At 36.0% G+C, this 23,778-nt stretch carries 30 protein-coding genes; 21 read left to right on the top strand and 9 right to left on the bottom strand.

The genetic code is table 11. From position 1 onward, the window contains the following. Positions 1-145: 145 nt before the first annotated feature. The 5 genes from ACFQ1K_RS05980 to ACFQ1K_RS06000 form a co-directional block, all read right to left on the bottom strand. Complete coding sequence (locus tag ACFQ1K_RS05980; RefSeq protein ID WP_320555829.1) at positions 146-763, bottom strand: hypothetical protein; 618 nt, start codon at positions 761-763, stop codon at positions 146-148. A gap of 86 nt (positions 764-849) precedes the next feature. After that, positions 850-2,694, bottom strand: a complete 1,845-nt coding sequence (locus ACFQ1K_RS05985) for a cystathionine beta-synthase (RefSeq protein ID WP_320555830.1) — start codon at positions 2,692-2,694, stop codon at positions 850-852. Positions 2,695-2,807: 113 nt separating this feature from the next. Beyond that, positions 2,808-3,695: a dienelactone hydrolase family protein gene (locus ACFQ1K_RS05990; RefSeq protein ID WP_320555831.1), complete on the bottom strand. Its 888-nt coding sequence runs from the start codon at positions 3,693-3,695 to the stop codon at positions 2,808-2,810. Between the two features lie 39 nt (positions 3,696-3,734). Then, positions 3,735-4,325, bottom strand: a complete 591-nt coding sequence (locus ACFQ1K_RS05995) for an FMN-binding negative transcriptional regulator (protein WP_320555832.1) — start codon at positions 4,323-4,325, stop codon at positions 3,735-3,737. Between the two features lie 78 nt (positions 4,326-4,403). Next, complete coding sequence (locus tag ACFQ1K_RS06000) at positions 4,404-4,856, bottom strand: DUF1569 domain-containing protein (protein ID WP_320555833.1); 453 nt, start codon at positions 4,854-4,856, stop codon at positions 4,404-4,406. 61 nt (positions 4,857-4,917) lie between these two features. On the opposite strand from ACFQ1K_RS06000, the gene radC reads away from it, so the two are divergent. Genes radC through ACFQ1K_RS06020 form a run of 4 tightly spaced genes read left to right on the top strand, consistent with a single transcriptional unit; the run spans position 4,918 to position 8,410 of the window. Next, positions 4,918-5,616 carry a RadC family protein gene (gene radC / locus ACFQ1K_RS06005; RefSeq protein WP_320555834.1) on the top strand — a complete coding sequence of 233 codons (699 nt, stop codon included), beginning with the start codon at positions 4,918-4,920 and terminating at the stop codon, positions 5,614-5,616. A 38-nt stretch (positions 5,617-5,654) separates the two neighbouring features. Next, positions 5,655-6,956, top strand: a complete 1,302-nt coding sequence (locus ACFQ1K_RS06010) for a polysaccharide deacetylase family protein (protein WP_320555835.1) — start codon at positions 5,655-5,657, stop codon at positions 6,954-6,956. Further along, positions 6,946-7,632 carry a YjjG family noncanonical pyrimidine nucleotidase gene (locus tag ACFQ1K_RS06015; protein WP_320555836.1) on the top strand — a complete coding sequence of 229 codons (687 nt, stop codon included), beginning with the start codon at positions 6,946-6,948 and terminating at the stop codon, positions 7,630-7,632. Before ACFQ1K_RS06010 ends, ACFQ1K_RS06015 begins: the two co-directional genes overlap by 11 nt. Positions 7,633-7,636: 4 nt before the next feature. Beyond that, complete coding sequence (locus tag ACFQ1K_RS06020) at positions 7,637-8,410, top strand: hypothetical protein (RefSeq protein WP_320555837.1); 774 nt, start codon at positions 7,637-7,639, stop codon at positions 8,408-8,410. On the opposite strand, the gene ACFQ1K_RS06025 is transcribed toward ACFQ1K_RS06020, so the two are convergent. Next, positions 8,407-9,684, bottom strand: a complete 1,278-nt coding sequence (locus ACFQ1K_RS06025) for a replication-associated recombination protein A (RefSeq protein ID WP_320555838.1) — start codon at positions 9,682-9,684, stop codon at positions 8,407-8,409. The genes ACFQ1K_RS06020 and ACFQ1K_RS06025 overlap by 4 nt on opposite strands. Positions 9,685-9,801: 117 nt before the next feature. On the opposite strand from ACFQ1K_RS06025, the gene ACFQ1K_RS06030 reads away from it, so the two are divergent. Further along, positions 9,802-10,551, top strand: a complete 750-nt coding sequence (locus ACFQ1K_RS06030; RefSeq protein WP_320555839.1) for a rhomboid family intramembrane serine protease — start codon at positions 9,802-9,804, stop codon at positions 10,549-10,551. On the opposite strand, the gene rlmB is transcribed toward ACFQ1K_RS06030, so the two are convergent. The 3 genes from rlmB to ACFQ1K_RS06045 are packed head-to-tail and all read right to left on the bottom strand — an operon-like array spanning position 10,548 to position 14,711. Beyond that, entirely contained in the window at positions 10,548-11,285 is a 738-nt protein-coding gene (gene rlmB, locus ACFQ1K_RS06035; protein ID WP_320555840.1) for a 23S rRNA (guanosine(2251)-2'-O)-methyltransferase RlmB, read from the bottom strand. The genes ACFQ1K_RS06030 and rlmB overlap by 4 nt on opposite strands. A gap of 60 nt (positions 11,286-11,345) precedes the next feature. Further along, positions 11,346-12,977, bottom strand: a complete 1,632-nt coding sequence (locus tag ACFQ1K_RS06040; protein WP_320555841.1) for an aryl-sulfate sulfotransferase — start codon at positions 12,975-12,977, stop codon at positions 11,346-11,348. A 48-nt stretch (positions 12,978-13,025) separates the two neighbouring features. Continuing rightward, positions 13,026-14,711 (bottom strand): POTRA domain-containing protein, encoded by a 1,686-nt coding sequence (locus tag ACFQ1K_RS06045; protein WP_320555842.1) that lies wholly within the window; start codon positions 14,709-14,711, stop codon positions 13,026-13,028. A gap of 178 nt (positions 14,712-14,889) precedes the next feature. Between ACFQ1K_RS06045 and rpsL the strand changes: the two genes are divergently transcribed. The 16 genes from rpsL to rplX all read left to right on the top strand — a co-directional run bounded on the left by rpsL (position 14,890) and on the right by rplX (position 23,776). After that, complete coding sequence (gene rpsL, locus ACFQ1K_RS06050) at positions 14,890-15,264, top strand: 30S ribosomal protein S12 (RefSeq protein WP_008269190.1); 375 nt, start codon at positions 14,890-14,892, stop codon at positions 15,262-15,264. Positions 15,265-15,285: 21 nt separating this feature from the next. Next, positions 15,286-15,762: a 30S ribosomal protein S7 gene (gene rpsG, locus ACFQ1K_RS06055; RefSeq protein WP_320555843.1), complete on the top strand. Its 477-nt coding sequence runs from the start codon at positions 15,286-15,288 to the stop codon at positions 15,760-15,762. Positions 15,763-15,767: 5 nt separating this feature from the next. Then, entirely contained in the window at positions 15,768-17,897 is a 2,130-nt protein-coding gene (gene fusA, locus ACFQ1K_RS06060; protein ID WP_320555844.1) for an elongation factor G, read from the top strand. A 12-nt stretch (positions 17,898-17,909) separates the two neighbouring features. Continuing rightward, a complete protein-coding gene (gene rpsJ, locus ACFQ1K_RS06065) occupies positions 17,910-18,215 on the top strand; it encodes a 30S ribosomal protein S10 (protein ID WP_007650482.1) in 306 nt (101 codons plus the stop codon). Positions 18,216-18,354: 139 nt separating this feature from the next. Then, positions 18,355-18,972 (top strand): 50S ribosomal protein L3, encoded by a 618-nt coding sequence (rplC, locus tag ACFQ1K_RS06070; RefSeq protein ID WP_320555845.1) that lies wholly within the window; start codon positions 18,355-18,357, stop codon positions 18,970-18,972. Beyond that, positions 18,972-19,601 (top strand): 50S ribosomal protein L4, encoded by a 630-nt coding sequence (rplD, locus tag ACFQ1K_RS06075; RefSeq protein WP_320555846.1) that lies wholly within the window; start codon positions 18,972-18,974, stop codon positions 19,599-19,601. Before rplC ends, rplD begins: the two co-directional genes overlap by 1 nt. Positions 19,602-19,608: 7 nt before the next feature. Next, positions 19,609-19,899 (top strand): 50S ribosomal protein L23, encoded by a 291-nt coding sequence (gene rplW, locus ACFQ1K_RS06080; protein WP_138434828.1) that lies wholly within the window; start codon positions 19,609-19,611, stop codon positions 19,897-19,899. Positions 19,900-19,909: 10 nt separating this feature from the next. Further along, on the top strand, positions 19,910-20,737 hold the full coding sequence (gene rplB, locus ACFQ1K_RS06085) for a 50S ribosomal protein L2 (RefSeq protein ID WP_320555847.1): 828 nt from the start codon (positions 19,910-19,912) through the stop codon (positions 20,735-20,737). A gap of 10 nt (positions 20,738-20,747) precedes the next feature. Further along, positions 20,748-21,026, top strand: a complete 279-nt coding sequence (rpsS, locus tag ACFQ1K_RS06090) for a 30S ribosomal protein S19 (protein WP_008269180.1) — start codon at positions 20,748-20,750, stop codon at positions 21,024-21,026. A 5-nt stretch (positions 21,027-21,031) separates the two neighbouring features. Beyond that, positions 21,032-21,439 carry a 50S ribosomal protein L22 gene (gene rplV, locus ACFQ1K_RS06095; protein ID WP_294073528.1) on the top strand — a complete coding sequence of 136 codons (408 nt, stop codon included), beginning with the start codon at positions 21,032-21,034 and terminating at the stop codon, positions 21,437-21,439. A gap of 9 nt (positions 21,440-21,448) precedes the next feature. After that, positions 21,449-22,162 (top strand): 30S ribosomal protein S3, encoded by a 714-nt coding sequence (rpsC, locus tag ACFQ1K_RS06100; RefSeq protein ID WP_320555848.1) that lies wholly within the window; start codon positions 21,449-21,451, stop codon positions 22,160-22,162. A gap of 20 nt (positions 22,163-22,182) precedes the next feature. Further along, positions 22,183-22,602 (top strand): 50S ribosomal protein L16, encoded by a 420-nt coding sequence (gene rplP, locus ACFQ1K_RS06105; RefSeq protein ID WP_320555849.1) that lies wholly within the window; start codon positions 22,183-22,185, stop codon positions 22,600-22,602. Between the two features lie 12 nt (positions 22,603-22,614). After that, on the top strand, positions 22,615-22,806 hold the full coding sequence (gene rpmC / locus ACFQ1K_RS06110; protein WP_320555850.1) for a 50S ribosomal protein L29: 192 nt from the start codon (positions 22,615-22,617) through the stop codon (positions 22,804-22,806). Positions 22,807-22,823: 17 nt separating this feature from the next. After that, positions 22,824-23,081, top strand: coding sequence for a 30S ribosomal protein S17 (gene rpsQ / locus ACFQ1K_RS06115; RefSeq protein WP_076620340.1), 258 nt, complete (start codon positions 22,824-22,826; stop codon positions 23,079-23,081). A gap of 2 nt (positions 23,082-23,083) precedes the next feature. Next, complete coding sequence (gene rplN / locus ACFQ1K_RS06120) at positions 23,084-23,452, top strand: 50S ribosomal protein L14 (RefSeq protein WP_173281854.1); 369 nt, start codon at positions 23,084-23,086, stop codon at positions 23,450-23,452. Positions 23,453-23,464: 12 nt separating this feature from the next. After that, entirely contained in the window at positions 23,465-23,776 is a 312-nt protein-coding gene (rplX, locus tag ACFQ1K_RS06125; protein WP_320555851.1) for a 50S ribosomal protein L24, read from the top strand. Positions 23,777-23,778 lie beyond the last annotated feature (2 nt).

Below are 23,778 nucleotides of genomic sequence, written 5' to 3' on the forward strand. Positions count from 1 at the left end.
TCGCTATCGGTTTTTATATGGCTCGTTGCTGAAAATCAACTATGATTTTCCGCCGTAACCGAAAGATAGTAAATTGCAATGAATTCCGATTAGGAATTCAGCCGCAATGAGCTATACACGGTGTTGTACATAGTGCTTTTTGTTTTTATGGACTTATCCAAAGAGTTATATTTTCGAGTATTGTCCATTCTTCATCAACCTTTTCAAATACTATTATGTATTCATTCTTGCAGTAGCCAAATTTTCCACAATCAACCCAATAATAGAGTGAAGCATAATTTCCAGAATATTTTATTTTCGACAATCCGATTGCAAGACTATGTTTAAATTTCCGATTTATTTTTCTCCAACGCCTTCCATAAGAATTTGTTGAATTATCAAGTAGTTCCTTAAATGACTTGTTTGACAAAGAATGAACTTCTAATGATTTTATATTTAGTGAGTCTATATTTATTTTTGGATGATCAGTAAATGTTGAATCTAAATCTGGTACTGAGTCAATAAAATCTTTATTCTTAACGCTTTTCATATCCTTTAACATCAGATGATCCTTTTTAAATTCAAAGTCCAATTTTTCCATTACAACAACTGTTTTAAATGGCTTCATTCGACTATCTCCAAAATTGTAGAATTCGATGTCAGTATCGAAACTTGCAACTCCAAAATCAATAGTTTTTGAGAAGATATCATAATCATCTTTTGTGCTTTGTCCAACAACAATAAAGCAACTTAAATAGATAATATGTAAGATGATTTTTCGCATTATATACAAATTTAATGATATAAGTTCGTTTCCATGGCTTATATCAGACGATAGCGAAATTCGCTGAAATTTTTGAGAAAGTCAAACTAGAGATTCTCAACAAACTCCAAAAACACGGCTTTATGTTTTTCTAAGTCTAAATCTGGTGATACCGAAACGCGAGCAATATAATCTTTATGGTTTTCTTTAGTGGTGCCTTGGGTTGAGGTGGCAGGCACCGTCCAGTAACAACCTTTTAGCTGTCCGTAACTTACACAGTATTTACTCTCATTGGGAATCTCCGCAATCATCATATTAATAAGCCTAAGGTTTAAGGCACGTTTGTAAGCTTCTCGCTCTTCATCTGTTTTGCCTTTAGTGGGTAAATCCAATGAAAAGACAGAAGGTGTAAAGCCTTGAGCAGCTAGTACCTCCGACACGAAATTGATCTTTGCATCCGGTAATACACTGTGAATATAGTTTACAAATGCTCTGGTATTTTTGTAAGCCATGGCGATACGTGTAAGCATCGAAGGCATTTGCTCCGCCAAAATTTTGTACTGTAAATTGGTGGCTTCATTATCGCAAAGCTGTAGGTGTGCAGATATGAGCTCAATCAATCCTTCTGCCTTAGTATTGGCAACACAGTAACCAGCTGTACACTTACCTCCGCTAGGAAATTTAGACCCACTGACATAGGCAATGGTTTTTATATTAGAGAGAATACCGTCATTGCCTAAAAACTGTACATTAGGGCAAAAGGTTTGGTCTAAAATAAAGACAGGTGCGATTGCGGTTTGTCCATTAGAGGCTTGTCGTTTTTTGGTAAGTACAGCCTTAAGATCGTCTAGATTAGGTACTTCAACACGAGGATTGGTGGGAATCTCTGCAATAATATATGGTACGGCATCTTCTCGAGCTGCGCTCCGTAAAACGGTTTCTAAACTTGTCACCATGTCATTATCACCGTCAACTTCTAAATCAACGATAGCAACATTTCCCAAACAGGCGGCAACACGTCTGGCTTGATCATTGGTGCCACCATAACAGTTGGTTGGTACAATAAATTTAATAGCTTTTCCGGGATGTTTTTGTTGAGCGTCATCAATCAGCCCCATCATGATAGCATATTGCATAGATAAACCGCTAGAAGCTACTAAAGCTCCGCCAGAAGTGGCATTGATGTTATTAATAATGGCCTTAACTTCTGCTTTATGTTTTACCGTATCTAATGATTGAGGGGAGAATCTCGCTTGTTGAATATAGGCGTTTAGCGCAACCAAACAATTTGCAGGTGTCATGGCAATAGTTTCACGACGCCTTACATGTTGAATGTCCGAAATGAAACTGGAGGTTGATTTTGATGACATTAATAATACGCTACCTAACCCTTCGTAACCATTGACATAAAAATCTATAGCCTCGTTTTTAAGGTTTGTTTTAACTGTTTGATGCTTAGATACTAGAATTGTAGTGCCATCAAAAGCTTCAATATTTTCTGCATCATCAATTTGTTGAATTTCAAAATCATAGTTATAAACCGATTTTAACAACACTGTATTTAAGTTTTGTGGTAAGCTTTCTGTATATAGAATTCGGGTCGTTCTGTTTTCTAATAAATTGGTACGCAACACAGCCAGTATGGGCATGGTTTCAGAAGAAAAGCTAATCACATTTTCGGCATCTAGGCCAACAAGTTTGGCAATAACCCATTCTAATACCGAAGATAATGGATGACCAAGTCTAATGTAATCGTAAGCTGTTGGTAATTCGCTTAAGGCTTCTTTACTAAAGTCATTGGCTTTAAAAAGATTTTCAAACTTTGTAATAAATTGTGTTTTGGCTAATTTTTCGTTATAAATATCTAATCTATGTGTGGTTAGGTTTAACCAATCACTTGGCATGTTGTTAATAACATTTTTGATGTAATTAAGCATTTGAAAATCTTTCATTAATTCATTTTAAATTGGATTACAAAGATACATGAGTTGTCTTGGTTATAAAACCATAAAAGAGGTGGGGTTAATTAAATGATGTCAACCTAAAAATGAATAACGTATTTAATCTATCTTAAATACTTATTAAAAAAAGCAATGGTTCTGTCCCAAGATAATTGTGCGGCTTCTTTGTCATAACGAGGTGTGGTATTATTGTGGAAACCGTGGTTTACACCTGGATAAATATAAGCTTGATAATCGATATTATTTTCTTTTAAAATCTTTTCAAAGTCTGGCCAGCCAGCGTTGACCCTTGTATCTAGCTCCGCATATTGTAGCAAGAGTGGTGCTTTGATTTGTTTAGCATCTTCAGCTTCGGGTTGTCTCCCATAATAAGGTACTGCAGCTCCTAGCTCAGGTAATTTTACAGCCATCATGTTAGAGATCCAGCCTCCAAAACAAAAGCCAACAACACCAACTTTACCATTGCAATCCTTATGATTTTTAAGGTAGTTATAAGCAGCTATAAAATCTTCTAGCATGTCGTAACGATCTCTTTGTTTCTGCATTGCTCTTCCATCATCATCATTGCCAGGGTAACCGCCTAAGGGTGACAGTGCATCTGGAGCCAATGAGATAAAGTCAGCTTTTGCAGTGCGCCTTCCTACATCTTCCACGTATGGATTGAGTCCTCTATTTTCATGAACCACAACAACACCTGGTATTTTTTTATTCAAATTTTTAGGTTTGGACAACAAGCCTTTAATGGTTCCTCCTCCTTTTGGTGATTCATATTCGATAAAATTGGAATCTAAAGTAGGATCATTAGGTTTAACCAAAAGTGTATCCACATAATTTGGTGACATAAAGCTTAATAACGATGACACTGTTAAACCACCAACAGCATATAGTGATAGTTTCTCTACAAATTGGCGTCTATTGAGTTTGTTATGAGCGTAGTCGTCATAGAGGTCAAACACTTCTTGTTTGATATCTTCTTTCTTTATGTCCTTCATCGGAGTAGATTAAAAAATTCCTTTTAAAGTTACTGATTTTCAGAATAAATTATCTAGAAATTGCTTAATACTTTCTTGACTTCTTTTGATTAATTCCTCTCGTGCTGCTTTAGTGTCTTTTGGATGTTTGTCTTGAGACAATTTAAACTTACCTTCCCAATGGGTGATGTTAATCTCAAACATTTTAATATAGCTGAGATTGGCTTCTAAACGTGGATTGTCTGGCTCTAAGGTATATTTGGGATTTGGTGCCTCTAGAAATTCGGTCATTGAAATCAAGGATTGTTTTAAAGCCTCTTTATCTTCAATAGCATTTACTTTGCCTTTTAAATGTACTCTTATATAATTATAAGTTGGCAATTGTGTAGTTGTAAAGATGCTTGGCGAAATATAACATTGCGGTCCGTAGAAGAGAACAGTGATGTCGTTATTGTTTTTTAACAGTTCGGTTTGCGGATTGTAAATATCTATATGTCCAATGAGTTTTCCTCTTTCATAAACCAAAGGTAAATGTGTGATATGAGGTGCGTTATCCTTTACTGAAATAATGGTCGCCAAAGGATAGGTTTTAATCACTTCTAGTATGTGGTTGAGGTCTGAGTCTTGGTGATGTTTAGGTGGGTACTTCATGTTTTGTAAGGCTGAACTTTTTCAGCATCTTATGATTACGTTGAAATAGGTCTTGAATCTTGTTTACTAAGGCGCAAGTTAAACACCAAATTGTCTAAAATGATGGTCTAGATGCTTATATGCGCTTTTTCCCCATTGCTCGGCTGTAAATGTTCCAAAATAAGGATGTTCTCTGTTGGGTTCAAAAAAATCTTTCGATTGCCTCATTTGTTCAATTTTAGTTCTTAATTTTTCTTTTTGAGCATTAAAATTGGGATTATTTGTTATAATGTATTCTTTTGCAGTGGGCAGTCCCTGTTTCCAAGGCTTGTCATTATAAAGACTTGGTGATATTAACTTGAACAAGCTTCTTTTTAACCAATTGGGTTTTTTGATTTCAGATTCGCCTAACGCTAACTCGATGGGTTTTGTGCAATGTTCTAGCATTTGTTCTACACTCATTTTTCCCCAATTAGCGTTTGCATTTTCGCTAAGATTTTCAAGCCGGTTTTTTATTTCATTATAAGCGTTTTCTTCAAATATGGATTTCATTTTTGATTGATTTTAATTAAAATTCTAGATGCTTCAAGTTACAATTTTTTATCTTTAGAGCATGTCCAAAAATTCAAATGCATTCTCTATTAAAAATTGGTCGCAAGATGATCAACCTAGAGAAAAGTTAAGAGATAAGGGAAAGACCGTATTGAGTGATGCTGAGCTTGTGGCTATCCTTATTGGTTCTGGAAGTAGATCCGAAAGTGCCGTTGATTTGTGCAAGCGTATATTGGCTAGTGTAGATCACAATCTTAATGCTTTAGGTAAATTGACCATAGCACAGTTAATGGAATTCAAAGGTATTGGGGAAGCGAAAGCAATTACTATTGTAGCTGCCCTGGAATTGGGTAGAAGACGACGATTAGAGGATACAGTACAGTTAGATAAAATAACATCTAGTCGCTCAGTATTTGAGGTTATGCAACCTATTTTAGGTGAACTACCGCATGAGGAATTCTGGATTCTCTATCTTAATAATTCCAACAAGGTCATACAGAAAAACCAATTGAGCAAAGGAGGAATCACTGGAACTTTGGTTGATGTACGTCTGGTACTTAAGTCGGCATTGGAATTTGGTGCAACCGCTTTAATATTGTGCCATAATCATCCATCAGGAACTTTAAAACCAAGCCTAGCAGATAAGGATATAACCCAAAAATTAAAAACCGCAGCTCAAAGTTTAGATATAAAAGTGTTAGACCATTTGATTATAACTGAGAAAACATATTTTAGTTTTGCAGATGAGAATATACTTTAGACATGGCTATAAACAGCAACTGATTACGGCACCATAATATGTTATTAGTTTACACACATAAGATTACACCTCGATTAAAGTTTACCTTTAAGCATATATGCAAGCGCATTTTAGGCTTGGATGTAAAGTTTACTTCTAAGGTAGAAGATTTTATAGCCCATGACAGTCTCAAAATGTCTTATACTAAGCAACCATTGAGTAACGAGTTGTTTGTTCGCAGTCATCATTTATTATTTGAACATGGGATTTCGGATATTGATATTAGTGTTCTACAATGGGAAAATACTAAAGGTTTTTTCCCAACAGGAGAGCGTAGCGATTTGCCCTTTGATATATTTGCAGCCTCCTTTTACTTATTAAGCAGGTACGAAGAATATTTGCCACATGTAAAGGACGATTTCGGTCGTTTTATGGCAAAGGAGAGTTTGGCTTATAAGCATCGGTTTTTAAGTCAGCCTGTCGTGGATATTTGGGCCTATAAGCTTAGAGATGTGCTGCAAGAACGTTTCCCGGAATTTGACTTTCCCAACCGATCTTACAAGGTGCAACCTGTTATAGATGTACCCATGGCCTATTATTTTCGAAAAAAGGGATTACTTCGGTCCATAGGTGGTACACTTGCCGATATTGGTAGATTTAGATTTAAACAATTGTATCAGCGTTACTCTGTGCTTATGGGCTTTAAGCGCGACCCCTACGATACTTTTAAGTGGATCGTGACGAAGCAGAAACAATGCGATTCTAAGTTCATAGTTTTGTTTTTAATTGGAGATTATTCTACCTACGATAAAAACATTAGCATTAATAAAAAGGACTTTGTTTCACTGATAAAGTCCATGGCAGATTATTGTCATGTGGGCATTAAAGCGTCCTACTTTGCATTAGAGGATATTTCTGTTTTAAAGAAAGAGAAGTTAAAGATGGAAGCTGTAATCAATCGAGACTTACAGGCTGTGAGGCATTCGTTTTCTAAGCTTAATCTTCCGCAATCTTATAGAAACTTGGTTGAATTGGAAATTCATCGTGATTATACCATGGGTTATATCGATACCTTGGGTTTTAGAGCAGGCACGTGCACGCCTTTTCAGTTTTATGATCTTGATTTTGAGGTTCAAACTCCATTACAAATCAATCCCTATCATTGTCTAGACTTTGCTCTTTTAAAATACCATTCAGAGCTGGACAAAAGAGAACATTTACAAAAGCTTATCAAAGAAATCAAAGAAGTTAATGGTACATTTACACCAGTATTTCATAATTATACATTTAGTAATATAGACCGTTGGAATGGCTTTAGGTCATTATTTACGTTAATATTAGATTCTGCTAATGAAGGATAAAATAAAACATGTGTTTTTTGATTTAGATCATACCTTATGGGATTTTGATAAAAACTCTGGGTTAACGTTTGAGAAGATTTTAGGAATTAACGGAATAGAAGTTGAGCTTTCGACTTTTTTAGAGGTTTATGAACCCATCAACTTGAAATATTGGAAGCTCTATAGAGAAGAAAAAGTCACTAAACCAGCGTTACGATATGGCAGATTAAAGGAAGCATTTGATGCTATAGATGTTGAAGTGGAGGACCACGTGATAGATCAATTGTCTGTAGCCTATATAGACCACCTTACCACCTTTAACCATCTATTTGAGGGTACCATAGATATTCTTAACTATTTGCGCACTAAGTACCACCTGCATATTATTACCAATGGATTTGAAGAAGCTCAGGAGCGAAAGATGAAAAACGCCAACATAAGGGATTATTTTAAAACCATAACAAATTCTGAAATGGTTGGTGTAAAAAAGCCAAATCCAAAAATCTTTAATTTTGCACTTGAAAGCGCTAAGGCGCGTCCGGAAGAAAGCGTGATGATTGGCGATAGTCTTGAAGCAGATATTGAAGGAGCACACAACATTGGTATGGAAACCATACATTTTGATTATAGAAATTTGAACAATGCTAATGGTTTTAAAAGAGTTACAACGTTAAGGTCCATCAAAAACTACTTATAAAACTATGATGAAAATAAGATTGATCGTCTTGATGCTTTTTTTAAGTATTGGTTTAACAGCAAAGGGACAAAAAAATATCAATAACTATAAATATGTTGTTATCCCCTTGAAATATGAATTTTTGGGCGACAAAGATCAGTATAGACTAAACACATTGACCAGATATTTATTCAAGCAAAAAGGTTTTGAAGCCTTGTTTGATGAAGAAGAATTCCCTACTGAGTTAGATAACAATCGATGTGAAGCTTTATATGCCAATGTAGAAAAGGTTAAATCCGGTCTATTTTCTACAAAGTTAGAAATAACCCTCAAAGATTGTTTCGGTAAGGAAGTTTACAGAACGGAAACAGGCACAAGTAGAGAGAAGGAATACAAAAATGCATATAGTGAGGCCTTAAGAAATGCGTTTTCTTCTATAGAATTTATGGACTATACGTATGAGGCACTTGAAACAAAAGATGAAGAAAAGACGCTCACATTAGATAATACTGAAGTCAAAGATGATCCAGAAACTAAAGAGGCCGAGCTAAAGTCAACAACTGAAAATACTGAGACTCAATCTAAGGATTCAACCCTGTACGCACAAGAACAACCCTATGGGTATCAAGTGGTAGATGCAACTCCGATCGTAATCATGCAGTTATTGAGTACGTCTGCCCAAAATGTCTTCATAGTAAAAGATAAAAATGCAATAGTTTATAAGGAAGATGGCTTTTGGTATTATTCCGAAAACAATGGGGAATTAAAAACACCAAAAAAGTTAGATATCAAATTCTAGTATCCGTACTTGTCTTTCCAGAGTGTTTTTAGAAACTGACGTTGTGCCTGTTCGCGAGCATTATTGCCAGGATTATAAAGTGTGGTATTTTTAATTTCTTCAGGTAAAAATTCCTGTTTGGCAAAGTTATTCTCATAGTTGTGGGCATATTTATACTCATCACCATAACCAAGTTCTTTCATCAATTTTGTAGGAGCATTTCTAATGGATAGAGGTACAGATAAGTCACCAGTCTCTTTAACGAGTTGTTGGGCTTTATTAATAGCCTCGTAGGCAGCATTACTTTTTGGTGAACTTGCTAAATAGGTGGCGCACTGACTTAAAATAATCCGAGATTCTGGATTGCCAATGACTGAAACTGCCTGAAACGTATTGTTGGCAATAACTAAGGCAGTTGGGTTGGCATTGCCAATATCTTCACTTGCCAAAATGAGAAGACGTCTGGCAATAAACTTTACATCCTCACCGCCTTCTATCATTCGTGCTAGATAGTACACTGCAGCATTTGGATCACTGCCACGAATAGACTTTATAAAAGCTGAAATAATATCGTAATGCTGCTCACCGGTTTTATCATAGCGCGCCGCCTTACTTTGTATTTGTTTTATAACAAGGTCGTTGGTGATAATAATTGGATCTTTTTCGAAAGAAGTTACTAGCAATTCAAAAATATTCAAGAGTTTTCGGGCATCACCACCCGAAAACTTGAGTAAGGCTTCGGTCTCTTTTAGTTCTATTTTTAATTTTGAAAGTATATCATCCTCAGACATGGCACGTTTAAGAAGTGCTTCCAGATCGTCTTTACTGAAAGCATTCAACGTATAAACCTGACAGCGCGACAATAATGCCGATATCACTTCAAAACTGGGATTCTCTGTGGTTGCCCCAATTAAGGTGACCCAGCCTTTTTCGACAGCCTCTAATAGCGAGTCTTGTTGCGATTTACTAAACCGGTGGATTTCATCTATGAATAATATAGGATTCTTAGCCGTAAATAGTCCTCCACTTTTTTTGGCCTTATCGATAATATCCCTAATATCCTTGACACCAGAATTAATGGCACTTAGTTTAAAGAATGGTCGTTCAGACTCGTTGGCGATTATATTTGCCAAGGTGGTTTTTCCAATGCCAGGAGGTCCCCAAAGAATAAGAGAGGGGATGACGCCACTTTTTATTTGTTGGTACAGCATACCATCTTTACCCACTAAATGCTGCTGACTTAAATAGTCGTTTAAAGTTTTAGGTCTTAGACGTTCGGCTAATGGAATATTCATGGTTGAAAATTACAAAATACCTTCTAATTTGAATTGTATTTTTATGAACAGTTATGACAATATTTCAGCCAATCCTATTTTGGTTATAAATTTGAAGACAGTATAGAAAGTCCTTCAATGTCCAAACAACAATTTAAATTTACGAATAGCGTTATCATCTATCCCTTAATGATGTTGCTTTTTATTTGGTTGGTGTTTTGGTACCAAACAAATGTTGATTACGGGATCAAGTCTCTTGGTATACGACCTCATAAACTAGAAGGGCTTTTAGGGATTTTTACAAGCCCACTGTTACATGGTGATTTAAATCATTTATACAACAACTCTTTTCCATTATTAGTATTATCTCTTGCTCTGTTTTATTTTTATAATAAGATTGCCTGGAAGGTGATTGTGTTTGGTATTCTACTTTCGGGATTTTTCACTTGGTTAATCGGTACGTCGGGCAATCATATTGGTGCGAGCGGATTAATCTATGTCTTGTTTAGTTTCATTTTTTTTAAAGGAATTTTTGCGAAGCACTACAGACTTATAGCCTTGTCTTTAATGGTAATTTTTTTGTATGGAAGTATGATTTGGTATGTGTTTCCCATAAAACAGGGTATGTCCTGGGAGGGTCATTTAGGTGGCTTGATTTCAGGTTTTCTCTTCGCACTGATATTTAGAAATAAAGTAGCTAAACCCGAACGCTACGTTTGGCAACAACCAGACTATAATGAAGCTGATGATCCTTTCATGAAACATTTTGATGAAAACGGAAACTTTATTGAGTCTTTGCCCGAAGAAGAAACAGACACTGATTTGGAACAAAACTCAGGAACCAAGTATACATATATTTTCAAGAGGTCAAAAGATGAAAATCTTTAAATGCGTTGTCTTACAGCTTCGTATAGGAATGCACCACAAGCTACGGATACGTTAAGCGATTCAATGTCCCCTAAAATAGGTAACTTAACCTGTTCATCTACAACTTTTAAAACTGAAGGGTTAATACCTTTTCCTTCCGAACCCATGATGATAGCACAAGGTTCTTTGAAAGAAACGTCATAAATAAAGTCATTTGCTTTTTCTGTTGCTGCGATAACCTTTATACCCGAAGACTGCATGTGGAAAACCGCGTCTTTAATATGATCAACTTTACAAATTGGAATTTTAAAAATAGCACCAGCACTGGTTTTAATGGTGTCTCCGTTAATGGGAGCTCCACCTTTTTTCTGAATGATTATACCTGAAACACCAGTACATTCAGCAGTTCTCACAATAGCACCAAAATTTCGGACGTCGCTAAGTTGATCCAGAAGTAGAAACAATGGTGTTTTTCCCGATTCGATGACGTTTAAAACCAAATCATCAATATTGTGAAACTCAATGGGTGAAATATGAGCCACGGCACCTTGGTGATTCCCGCCCTTACTTAATCGGTTTAATTTTTCAACAGGCACATAAGACGAATTTATGCCCTCTGAACGTAGTAGAGCTTCAAGCTCTTGGAAAAGCTCACCTCTTAATCCTTTTTGTACAAAAACCTTGTCTATCGTTTCGTTAGCCTTTACAGCTTCAATGATAGCTCTAATCCCAAATATGGTAGTTTCATTCTTCATGGCGGTAAAGGTATAAAAAAACCATCCTTACTTAGGATGGTTATTTGTTTTTAGACAATATTAATTTTTAACGACCTTTTTGGTGATGCTATTCTTATCTGAATGAATTTTTATCAAATAAACACCACTTGACTGAAATGATAAGTCAATCGTGGTACCTGAGGAGACCAAAACGCGTTTTCCTAAAATGTTATACACCTCTATTTTATTGATATTTTGTGTAGATGAAACCTTAAAAGAACCATTGGTTGGATTTGGATAAATGGATATAGGGTGAATCTCAAATTCCGATACGCTTAAACTGTTACATAGTGTCAAATCTGGATTTAATTCTATGGGATCTCCAGGCGTTAAATCTCTTCCATCGAAAGCAGCATAATTTGTTGGATATTTTTCGGCCCTAAAGGTAAGATTGGCGTTGGGTGGAGGATCACCTTGAGAGGAAATGTTACCATTGTTGCTATTAACTGGGTTTACATATTCCCAAACTTTTTCTTCGTTACTGTTTATTTCAAAAAAATGACCTTGATTACCTTCACAGATTAGGATGTTTCCGTTAGGGAGTTGTCGGGCACTACTAACAATAGGACTAAAAAAGTCTGAGTTTCCTGTTGTAAATTCATCATAAGTGTAGTCAGTATTATTAGGTAGATATTTGGTGTTTTGAGAGTAGTCATAAACTCCCAAGCTAGTTTCTGGAGGTGAGATAATATCTACCTGAGAATAAGAAGGAGTCCTGTCGATTCCATTATTAAACAATAAGATTTTTCCACTATTTGGCAGGTTTGAGGGTATAAAATAAGGTGTATGCTGCCCAAACAAAGTACGGTCGGCATTAGTGCCTTGTTTGTAGGCTTCGGGATTTCCCCAACGATATAATAAGTCTCCTCCTTTGCCATAAGTGCCACCTGTGTCTGATGCTGCCTCTGCCGTTGTGGTAGAATGGTCAATAATCCATATTTCGCTTAAATTTCGGGAGCTCAAAATAATTTGATCTCTTTCTTCATTGTATTGTATAGAGTTAATATGTAGCCAATTAGAGCCTCCTGATCCTCCGTTTAAAAAATTAATATCAAGCTTGTTAGGGTTAAGACCAATATTGCCAAAATTATCTTTTGTAGCATCAAAATCTTGAATTAGATGGTCCTTTATATTCCATTCCCAAACAATGTTCACACTATCCAAACCTAATGGTGTAACTTCGATAATTTGTTCGTTGTACAAATCTGTTTCAGTTAGTAGTAAAGGGTCTCTGCCGGCTTGAATAGCTTCGCTATTACTCATAACCGTAGCTGCAAGTATCAAGATGTTACCATTAGGCATGGGATATACATCATGATGTTGTCGCATCATTGGAGTATCATAAAAATATTGCCATATTAAATTACCGTCCCAATTATAAAGTTCTACCACACCACCTTGACCTCCAAAAGTGATGTCTGAAGACGACGTTCTTCCAGCTCTAAGTAGATTACCGTTTTCTAGCAGGTAGACAGAGTTTCCTGGTGGAAACGTACTCGTCCATTGGTTAATCACTTCGCCACAATTATTAATTAGATAAGTTTCAGTGCTAACTGTAAATAAAGTGTATCCGTCATAAACACCTTCTGAAATAAAAGTGGTGCCAATAGTGTTTTGAGATACCGAAATATTCGAAATAATAACGGCAAATAGGAGTAATCTTTTAATCATATTTTTCTTTTTCAAGCGTTTTCAAAAGTATTAGATAATTTTAAGTAATCAAAAAGTTGCTGTCAAACTCACATGTACTTTTGAATCCGACAGTCTAAATTGTCGGTTCTCAGATTTCCCGCTAGAGTAGTTTAACCTAAAAAGTCCTGCATTAGTGAGAAGACCTAAGCCAATACCAAAACCAAATAACTTTTCTTTAGTGGAAGTAATTTGATTTTCAAAATAGGCAGCATCTAGAACCGAATGTACGTAAATACTACTGCTTAGCCTGTAGCGATATTCAGTGTTTAAAACACCATAAAGATTAGCAACTAAACTGTTTTCTTCAAAACCTCTAATGGAATTAATACCACCAAATCTAAAAAGTTCGTTATCGAGATAATCATTGGAATTAAGAATAGCTCCGTTAAGTCTTGTATAAATACTGTTTTTTGGATTGAGATTAAATATTTTGTAGGTATCCAAATTAATAACAGCTTGGCTTTGTTTACCCAAATTGTTTTCTCGGTCACCAAAACCAGTAGAAATATCAAACCAAAAGTTGATTGGAAATAATGGGTCGTAATATTGAGGCTTGGTGTAATTATAACTTAGAGTATAATAGTTGGCTGTGTAATCATTTAGTATAGAAGTGTCATCATTTAATAAGTTGGTAGAATTTACTGATGAAATACCAGCTGCAACTCGATGTTGCGAATTAATTTGATAATTGATTTTAGCATATTGCCTAGCATTAGAAAAAGTAGTGTCCTTTCTAAATATATTTAACCCCAATTGTATACCTATAGGAGAACCAAAAATATATGGTAAGTCTGTGTCGACTCTAAACGTTTGCTGATCTATCTCATCGCTTTTATAAAAAAGATTAAGGGTCTCGCCATAATTAAGATTATTAATTAGTCGTAAATCTAAATACCCATCAAATTCTATTTTATTGTTGTTTTCATTGGTGCCAAAACCCAGAAAACCATCAAAATTATTGGACCGTGTTTTTTCTAGATATAGATACAAGGTTGTGGAATCTTGGGTAAATAAGACTTCAGGATCCTTTATTTTACTTGCAAATCTCAAATCCTCAAGACGTTCTACTTTTTCTTTGATTTCATTCAGATTAAAGGTTTTTCCTGTTTTTAATTTTAAAAAATTTTTGAGGTAAGATTTTGGAAATTTTTCATAGCCTTTAACTGTAATTTTATCAATCTGACGTCTTTGGTTGGTTACAACTTTAAGTTCAGCAGAAATAAACGCAGAATCGTGTTTGCTAATATTAATAAGTTGTAAAGTTGAAAAAGGATCACCCTGTTCGGCAATTTTTAAATTAAGTGTACGCAAAACGTTTTCTAGGTCTTTAATATCAACCTCAAAATAGTTGTCACCAGAAATGTGATTAATAAAGTTCAATAGTGCTTTATTAAATTGGGGAGTATATCCGATTCTTATCCTCTCAATTTTTTCACCCATAAAATAATAAGCGCTGTAAAGTGTATCATTTTTTCTTACAATACTATCAACCGTTGTGTCTATGTATCCTAATCTTACGAGTTTATGTTTTAATTTGTCAATCTCATTTTCTAGGGTGATATAGTTTTCAAAGGATTTTATATAACCTATTGAGTCAATAGTTTTGGTTCTTGTTTCATTTTCCCCTTTTACGTTTAAGTAAAGAGATTGACCAAAAACTTGATTAACAATAACCAACCAACAAATAAAAAAGAAAGCCTTATAAATGGACATCAAAATTAATATCAGATAACTGAAAAGATAACGTAAAAATAGCCCTTTATATATATGTATAAAATGAATTATAATAATTCTTTGAAAAATAAATTCTCAACTGTTTGAATTATAAATATATATTTCTACCTTTGCAGCCCTCAAAAGCGAGGGTTAACAAATATTTATATAGTAATATATGCCAACAATTTCACAATTAGTACGAAAAGGAAGAGCCAAAATAACTAAGAAGAGTAAATCGGCTGCTTTAGATTCGTGTCCTCAAAGACGTGGTGTATGTACTCGTGTTTACACAACAACTCCTAAGAAACCTAACTCAGCAATGCGTAAGGTAGCAAGGGTTCGTTTAACAAACGGAAACGAGGTTAACGCATACATCGGTGGAGAAGGTCACAACTTACAAGAGCACTCGATAGTATTAGTTAGAGGTGGAAGGGTAAAAGATTTACCAGGTGTTAGATATCACATCGTTCGTGGTGCATTAGACACAGCAGGTGTTGCTGGTCGTACCCAACGTAGATCTAAGTATGGTGCAAAACGCCCTAAAAAGTAATTTAAACTTTAAGAAGAAGACATGAGAAAAAGAGCAGCAAAAAAGAGACCTCTATTACCAGACCCAAGATTTAATGATCAGTTGGTGACACGTTTTGTGAACAACATGATGTGGGATGGTAAAAAGTCTGTAGCTTTTAAAGTATTCTACGATGCAATTGATATTGTTGAGGAGAAAAAGAACAATGACGAAAAAACGGCTTTAGAAATCTGGAAAGACGCTTTATCTAATGTGATGCCTCACGTAGAAGTACGTAGCCGTCGTGTTGGTGGTGCTACATTCCAAATTCCTATGCAAATTCGTCCAGACCGTAAAGTTTCTACTGCGATGAAGTGGTTAATTAGCTACTCGCGTAAAAGAAATGAAAAATCTATGGCGCAACGCTTAGCAGCAGAAATCTTAGCTGCGGCTAAAGAAGAAGGTGCTGCTGTTAAGAAAAGAGTAGATACTCACAAAATGGCAGAAGCAAACAAAGCATTCTCACACTTTAGATTTTAATTAGAATGGCACAAAGAGATTTAAAATATACAAGAAATATAGGTATTGCAGCACATATTGATGCTGGAAAAACAACAACTACAGAGCGTATCCTTTATTATACTGGTGTATCTCACAAAATCGGTGAGGTACATGATGGAGCCGCTACTATGGACTGGATGGAGCAAGAGCAAGAAAGAGGTATTACAATTACTTCTGCTGCGACGACTTGTACATGGAAGTTTCCAATGGAAAATGCACAACCTCTACCAGAAACTAAGGATTATCACTTTAATATTATCGATACTCCTGGTCACGTGGATTTTACTGTTGAGGTAAACCGTTCTTTACGTGTATTAGATGGATTGGTATTCTTGTTTAGTGCAGTTGATGGTGTAGAGCCTCAGTCTGAAACTAACTGGAGACTTGCAGATAATTATAAAGTACCACGTATCGGTTTCGTTAACAAAATGGACCGTCAAGGATCTAACTTTATGGCAGTTTGCCAACAAGTTAAGGATATGTTAGGTTCTAATGCTGTGCCAATTGTCATGAACATTGGTGAGGAAGCTGATTTTAAGGGAATTGTTGACTTAGTGAAGAACCGTGCAATTGTTTGGCACGATGAAACGCAAGGTGCAACTTTTGATGTAATTGACATTCCTGAAGAATTAAAAGCAGAAGCTGCTGAGTTAAGAGCTCAACTTATTGAGGAGGTTGCTAGTTACGACGAAAACCTTCTTGAAAAATTCATGGAAGATGAAGATTCTATTACGGAAGAAGAAGTGCATGCTGCTTTAAGAGCTGCCGTAATGGATATGTCAATCATTCCTATGATTTGTGGTTCTGCTTTCAAAAATAAAGGAGTTCAATTCTTACTAGATGCTGTATGTCGTTATTTACCTTCACCAGTTGATAAGGATGCTATTATAGGTACTGAGCCTGGAACTGATAAAGAAATAGCGCGTAAACCGGATGTTAAAGAGCCGTTCTCTGCATTAGCATTTAAAATTGCTACTGATCCGTTTGTGGGTCGTTTAGCATTCTTTAGAGCTTATTCAGGTCGTTTGGATGCAGGTTCTTATGTTTTAAATAATAGATCTGGTAAAAAAGAGCGTATCTCTCGTATCTATCAAATGCACTCAAATAAGCAAAATGCAATTGAGTACATCGAAGCCGGTGATATCGGTGCTGCTGTAGGATTTAAAGATATAAAAACAGGTGATACCCTTTCTGATGAGAAGGCGCCAATAGTTTTAGAATCTATGGACTTCCCAGATCCAGTAATTGGTATCGCAGTGGAACCTAAAACTAAGGCCGATGTAGATAAGTTAGGTATGGCTTTAGCTAAACTAGCTGAGGAAGATCCAACATTTACGGTTAGAACAGATGAGGCTTCAGGTCAGACGATTATTTCTGGTATGGGTGAGCTTCACTTAGATATTATTGTAGACCGTCTTAAACGTGAGTTTAAGGTAGAGGTTAACCAAGGTCAACCTCAAGTAGAGTACAAAGAGGCTATAACACAACGTGCAGAGCACAGAGAAGTTTACAAGAAGCAATCTGGTGGACGTGGTAAGTTTGCTGATATTGTATTTACGCTTGAACCAGCTGAAGAAGGAAAAACTGGATTAGAATTCGTTTCTGAAATTAAAGGTGGTAACGTTCCTAAGGAATTTGTTCCTTCTGTTGAGAAAGGATTCAAAATGGCAATGGTTAATGGTCCTCTAGCGGGTTACGAAGTAGATGCGATGAAGGTAACGTTAACAGATGGTTCTTACCACGATGTTGATTCGGATCAGTTATCATTCGAATTGGCTGCAAAACTTGGTTTTAAAGCTGCTGCAAAAGCTGCAAAAGCGGTTATCATGGAGCCAATTATGAAATTAGAGGTATTAACTCCGGAAGAATATATGGGTGATATCGTGGGTGACTTAAACCGTCGTCGTGGTCAAGTTAATAACATGAGTGATAGAGCAGGCTCTAAAGTAATTAAAGCTGAAGTGCCATTATCTGAAATGTTCGGTTATGTAACCTCATTAAGAACATTATCTTCAGGTAGAGCTACATCTACAATGGAATTCTCTCACTACGCAGAGACACCATCAAATATATCAGAAGAAGTAATCAAAGCAGCTAAAGGCGTAGAAGCTTAAAACTAATAGAAAATGAGTCAGAAAATTAGAATAAAATTAAAGTCTTACGATCATAATTTAGTTGACAAGTCTGCTGATAAGATTGTAAAAACTGTAAAGAGCACAGGTGCAGTAGTAACAGGACCAATTCCGTTACCAACACACAAGAAAATATTCACTGTGTTACGTTCACCTCATGTTAACAAGAAGTCGAGAGAACAGTTTCAATTAAGCTCTTATAAGAGATTATTGGATATCTACTCGTCATCTTCTAAAACAATTGACGCTTTAATGAAGCTTGAATTGCCAAGTGGAGTTGAAGTAGAGATTAAGGTGTAATTATAATTAGAGCAATTTTGCTCAAGAACATGTCCGGAGCTGCGAGCAAAGGAAAAACGGAAAAAATACAATTCAAGGCTGAAATGTATTTTTCAGCCTTGAATTTTAAATAAAGAGTAATAATTAATAAATAATAAATATGTCTGGGTTAATTGGAAAAAAAATCGGTATGACCAGCATTTTCGATGAAAATGGAAAGAACATTCCATGTACAGTAATCGAAGCAGGTCCATGTATCGTTACCCAAGTCAGAACTGAAGAAGTGGATGGTTATAATGCACTTCAATTAGGTTTCGATGACGCGACAGAAAAAAGCGCTACAAAAGCTGCTATTGGGCATGCTAAAAAAGCGGGTACTTCTGTAAAACGCAAAGTCGTAGAATTTAAAGGTTTTGACAAGGAGTACAAATTAGGTGATGCTATCACGGTAGAAGAGTTTATCGAAGGTGAATTCGTGGATGTTTCAGGAGTTTCTAAAGGTAAAGGTTTTCAAGGTGTTGTAAAGCGTCATGGTTTTGGCGGTGTTGGTCAAGCGACTCACGGTCAGCATAACCGTTTAAGAGCTCCAGGTTCTATTGGTGCTGCTTCATATCCTGCGAGAGTATTCAAAGGAATGAGAATGGCCGGAAGAATGGGCGGAGAAACAGTTAAAGTAGAAAATTTAAGAGTTTACAAGGTTGTTCCTGAAAAGAACTTACTTGTTGTGAAAGGTTGTGTGCCAGGTCATAAAAACTCTTATGTAATTATTGAGAAGTAATGAAAGTAGCAGTTTTAGATATAAACGGAAAAGATACGGGTAGAAAAGCTGAGCTTTCTAAGGACGTATTTGCTATTGAGCCTAACAATCATGCTGTCTATTTAGATGTTAAACAATACTTAGCAAACCAAAGACAGGGAACACATAAGGCAAAAGAAAGAGCAGAAATTGCTGGTAGTACACGCAAGATCAAAAAGCAAAAAGGAACTGGTACAGCACGTGCAGGTTCTATTAAGTCTGGTGTATTTAAAGGTGGTGGTCGTATGTTTGGTCCAAGACCAAGAAATTATGGTTTTAAATTAAATAAGAACCTTAAACGATTAGCACGTAAATCAGCTTTAAGCATTAAGGCAAATGACAAGTCAATAGTAGTATTAGAAGACTTCAATTTTGAAGCTCCTAAGACAAAAAACTTTGTCAATGTATTGAAGGCATTAGAGATAGACAACAAAAAATCCCTATTTGTGTTGGGTGACTCAAATAATAACGTATATTTGTCGTCGCGCAATTTTAAAGGGTCTGAAGTTGTAACAGCTTCAGAATTAAGCACTTATAAGATAATGAACGCTAATAAAGTAGTTCTTTTAGAAGGTGCGTTAGAAGGAATTGAATCGAATTTAAGTAAATAGAACACAGATGAGTATCTTAATTAAACCTATCATCACAGAAAAAGCAACCACACAAAGTGAGTTGTTAAATGCATATGCATTTGAAGTGAATACTAAGGCGAACAAGGTAGAAATCAAAAAAGCGGTAGAAGCTGCTTATGGTGTTTCTGTTGAAAAAGTTCGTACGATAAATGTCCGTCCAGATAGAAGAACACGTTATACAAAAACGGGTATTCAGCATGGTAAAACAAATGCTATTAAAAAGGCAATTGTACAACTGGCGGAAGGTGAAACAATAGATTTATACGCTAACATGTAATTAGACTAAAATGTCAGTTAGAAAATTAAAACCAATCACATCAGCTCAGCGTTTTAGAGTAGTAAATGGATTTGACGCCATCACTACTGATAAGCCGGAGAAAAGTTTATTAGCTCCGAAAAAAAGATCTGGTGGTAGAAACAGTCAAGGAAAAATGACCATGCGCCATATGGGTGGAGGTCATAAGAAGAAGTATCGTATTATTGATTTTAAACGTAACAAAACTGGTATTCCAGCAGAGGTTAAGTCAATAGAGTATGATCCAAACAGAACAGCATTTATCGCGCTATTAAACTACCAAGACGGTGAGAAGAGATATATCATCGCTCAGAATGGTTTACAAGTAGGTCAGAATGTAGTATCTGGTGAAACAGGTGTAGCTCCAGAAATTGGTAATGCAATGCCATTGAGTGAAATACCTTTAGGTACTATAATTTCTTGTATAGAGTTACGTCCTGGTCAAGGTGCTGTTATGGCACGTAGTGCCGGTGCATTTGCTCAGTTAATGGCAAGAGATGGTAAGTTCGCTACTGTAAAATTACCTTCTGGTGAAACCAGAATGGTGTTGGCAACGTGTATGGCTACTATAGGTGTCGTTTCAAATTCAGATCATCAACTACTAGTATCTGGTAAAGCCGGTAGAAGTAGATGGTTAGGAAGACGTCCAAGAGTAAGACCAGTGGTAATGAACCCAGTTGATCACCCAATGGGTGGTGGTGAAGGTAAGTCTTCAGGTGGTCACCCAAGATCTAAGAATGGTATACCTGCTAAGGGTTATAGAACGCGTTCTAAGACAAAAGCGAGTAATAAGTATATTGTAGAACGTAGAAAGAAATAAGTAAGATAGTATGGCACGTTCATTAAAAAAAGGACCTTATATCCACTATAAGTTAGAAAAGAAAGTTGCAGAAAATGTAGCTTCAAATAAGAAGACCGTTATTAAGACTTGGTCTAGAGCGTCAATGATTTCACCAGATTTCGTTGGTCAGACTATAGCAGTACACAATGGTCGTCAATTTGTTCCAGTTTATGTGACTGAGAACATGGTAGGTCATAAATTAGGAGAATTTTCACCAACAAGATCTTTTAGAGGTCATGCAGGTGCTAAGAATAAAGGTAAAAAATAAGAATCATGGGAAGTCGTAAAAAACAAATGGCGGAAGCTATTAAGGCTGAGAAAAAGCAAGTTGCTTTTGCAAAGCTAAATAACTGTCCTACCTCTCCAAGAAAAATGCGTTTAGTAGCAGATTTAGTAAGAGGTGAAAAGGCCGAGAAAGCTCTTCAGATTCTTAGATTTAGTCCTAAGGAAGCGTCTCGTCGTTTAGAAAAGTTAGTGATGTCTGCAATTGCAAACTGGCAAGCTAAAAATGAGGACGCTGATGTTGAGGAAGCTAATCTATTTATCAAAGAAATTAGAGTAGATGGTGGTACAATGCTTAAGCGTTTACGTCCAGCACCTCAAGGTAGAGCACATAGAATTAGAAAAAGATCTAATCACGTTACTGTGGTAATAGATTCATTAAATAAAACACAAAGCTAAGATAGAGATATGGGACAAAAGACAAATCCAATCGGAAATCGCTTAGGAATTATCAGAGGATGGGAATCTAACTGGTATGGCGGAAATGATTATGGAGACAAACTTGCAGAGGATGATAAAATCCGTAAGTATATCCATGCTCGTTTATCTAAAGCTAGTGTGAGTAGAGTAATTATTGAGCGCACGCTTAAACTTGTAACCGTTACTATCACTACTGCTAGACCTGGTATTATTATCGGTAAAGGTGGTCAAGAGGTAGACAAGCTAAAAGAAGAGCTTAAGAAAATTACTGGTAAAGAGGTTCAATTGAACATCTTTGAAATTAAGAGACCAGAACTAGATGCACATTTAGTAGCAGCAAGTATTGCTCGTCAGATAGAAAGTCGTATTTCTTACAGAAGAGCAATAAAAATGGCTATCGCTGCCGCTATGCGTATGAATGCTGAAGGAATTAAAGTTCAAATTAGTGGTCGTTTAAACGGTGCCGAAATGGCACGTTCTGAACACTACAAAGAAGGACGTATTCCGTTATCTACATTTAGAGCAGATATTGATTATGCTCTAGTTGAAGCACATACTACTTATGGTAGATTAGGTGTAAAAGTGTGGATTATGAAAGGTGAAGTTTATGGAAAAAGAGAACTTTCTCCATTAGTTGGTCTTTCTAAAAAGCAAGGAAAAGGTGGACGTGGAGGAAATAAGAACCAACGTCGTAGAAAGTAATTTTTTAAAGAAAAGAAAAAATGTTACAGCCTAAAAGAACAAAATTTCGTAAGCAGCAAAAAGGTCGTATGAAAGGTAATTCCGGAAGAGGACATTTGTTATCAAATGGAACATTCGGTATTAAATCTTTGGACTCGTCATTTATAACTGCACGTCAGATAGAAGCAGCTCGTATTGCCGCTACACGTTACATGAAAAGAGAAGGGTCGTTATGGATTAAGATATTTCCAGACAAGCCTATTACAAAGAAGCCTCTTGAAGTACGTATGGGTAAAGGTAAAGGTGCTGTAGAATATTGGGCAGCTGTTGTAAAACCAGGACGTATATTATTTGAAATAAGTGGTGTGCCGCTAGAAACTGCTCAAGAAGCATTGCGTTTAGCAGCACAGAAGCTTCCTGTAAAAACTAAGTTTATCATTGCTAGAGATTACGAAGCATAATAAATAAGAATTATGAAGCAATCAGAAATTAAACAGCTTTCAACAGCTGAGTTACAAGAAAAACTTAGTGAGACTAAAAAGAGTTATTCAGACCTTAAAATGGCTCACGCAATATCTCCTTTAGAAAACCCAATACAGTTGCGTACTGTAAGAAGAACTGTTGCTAGATTGGCTACAGAATTAACTAAAAGAGACGGACAATAATTGTATTCTGCTGAAAGATGGAAAAAAGAAATTTAAGAAAAGAACGTATAGGTGTAGTTACTAGTAACAAAATGGAGAAATCTATTGTTGTTTCAGAAGTAAAAAAAGTAAAACATCCTATGTATGGAAAGTTCGTGTTAAAGACAAAAAAATATGTTGCGCACGACGAGAAAAACGACTGCAACGAAGGAGATACTGTAAAGATCATGGAAACAAGACCTATGAGTAAATCTAAGTGTTGGAGATTAGTAGAAATAATTGAAAGAGCGAAGTAATTATGGTACAACAAGAATCAAGATTAAAAGTAGCTGACAACACAGGTGCAAAAGAAGTATTAACTATTCGTGTGCTTGGAGGAACTAAAAGAAGATACGCTTCTGTTGGTGATAAAATTGTAGTATCTGTTAAAGATGCAACACCTAACGGAAACATCAAAAAAGGTGCTGTTTCTACAGCCGTTGTTGTGCGTACAGCTAAGGAAGTAAGACGTCCGGACGGATCATACATCAGATTTGACGATAATGCATGTGTATTATTAAACCCACAAGGTGAAATGAGAGGTACACGTGTATTTGGTCCAGTAGCAAGAGAACTTCGTGATAAACAATTCATGAAAATTGTATCATTGGCACCAGAAGTGCTTTAATTGATAAATAAGATGACAAAGCTTAAAATAAAATCGGGAGATACTGTAAAGGTAATTGCTGGAGATCATAAAGGATCAGAAGGTAAAGTACTTAAAGTATTAAAGGATAAGAACAAAGCCATCGTGGAAGGTGTAAATATGGTGAAGAAACACACTAAGCCAAGTGCACAAAATCCACAAGGAGGTATTATAGAGAAAGAAGCATCAATTCATATTTCAAATTTGTCTTTATTAACAAGCAAAGGTGAAACTACGAGAGTAGGGTATAGAATGGATGGCGACAATAAAGTAAGATTTTCTAAAAAATCTAATGAAGTAATTTAATT

The organism is Winogradskyella aquimaris, assembly GCF_042676105.1.
Classification (GTDB): Bacteria; Bacteroidota; Bacteroidia; order Flavobacteriales; family Flavobacteriaceae; genus Winogradskyella; species Winogradskyella aquimaris.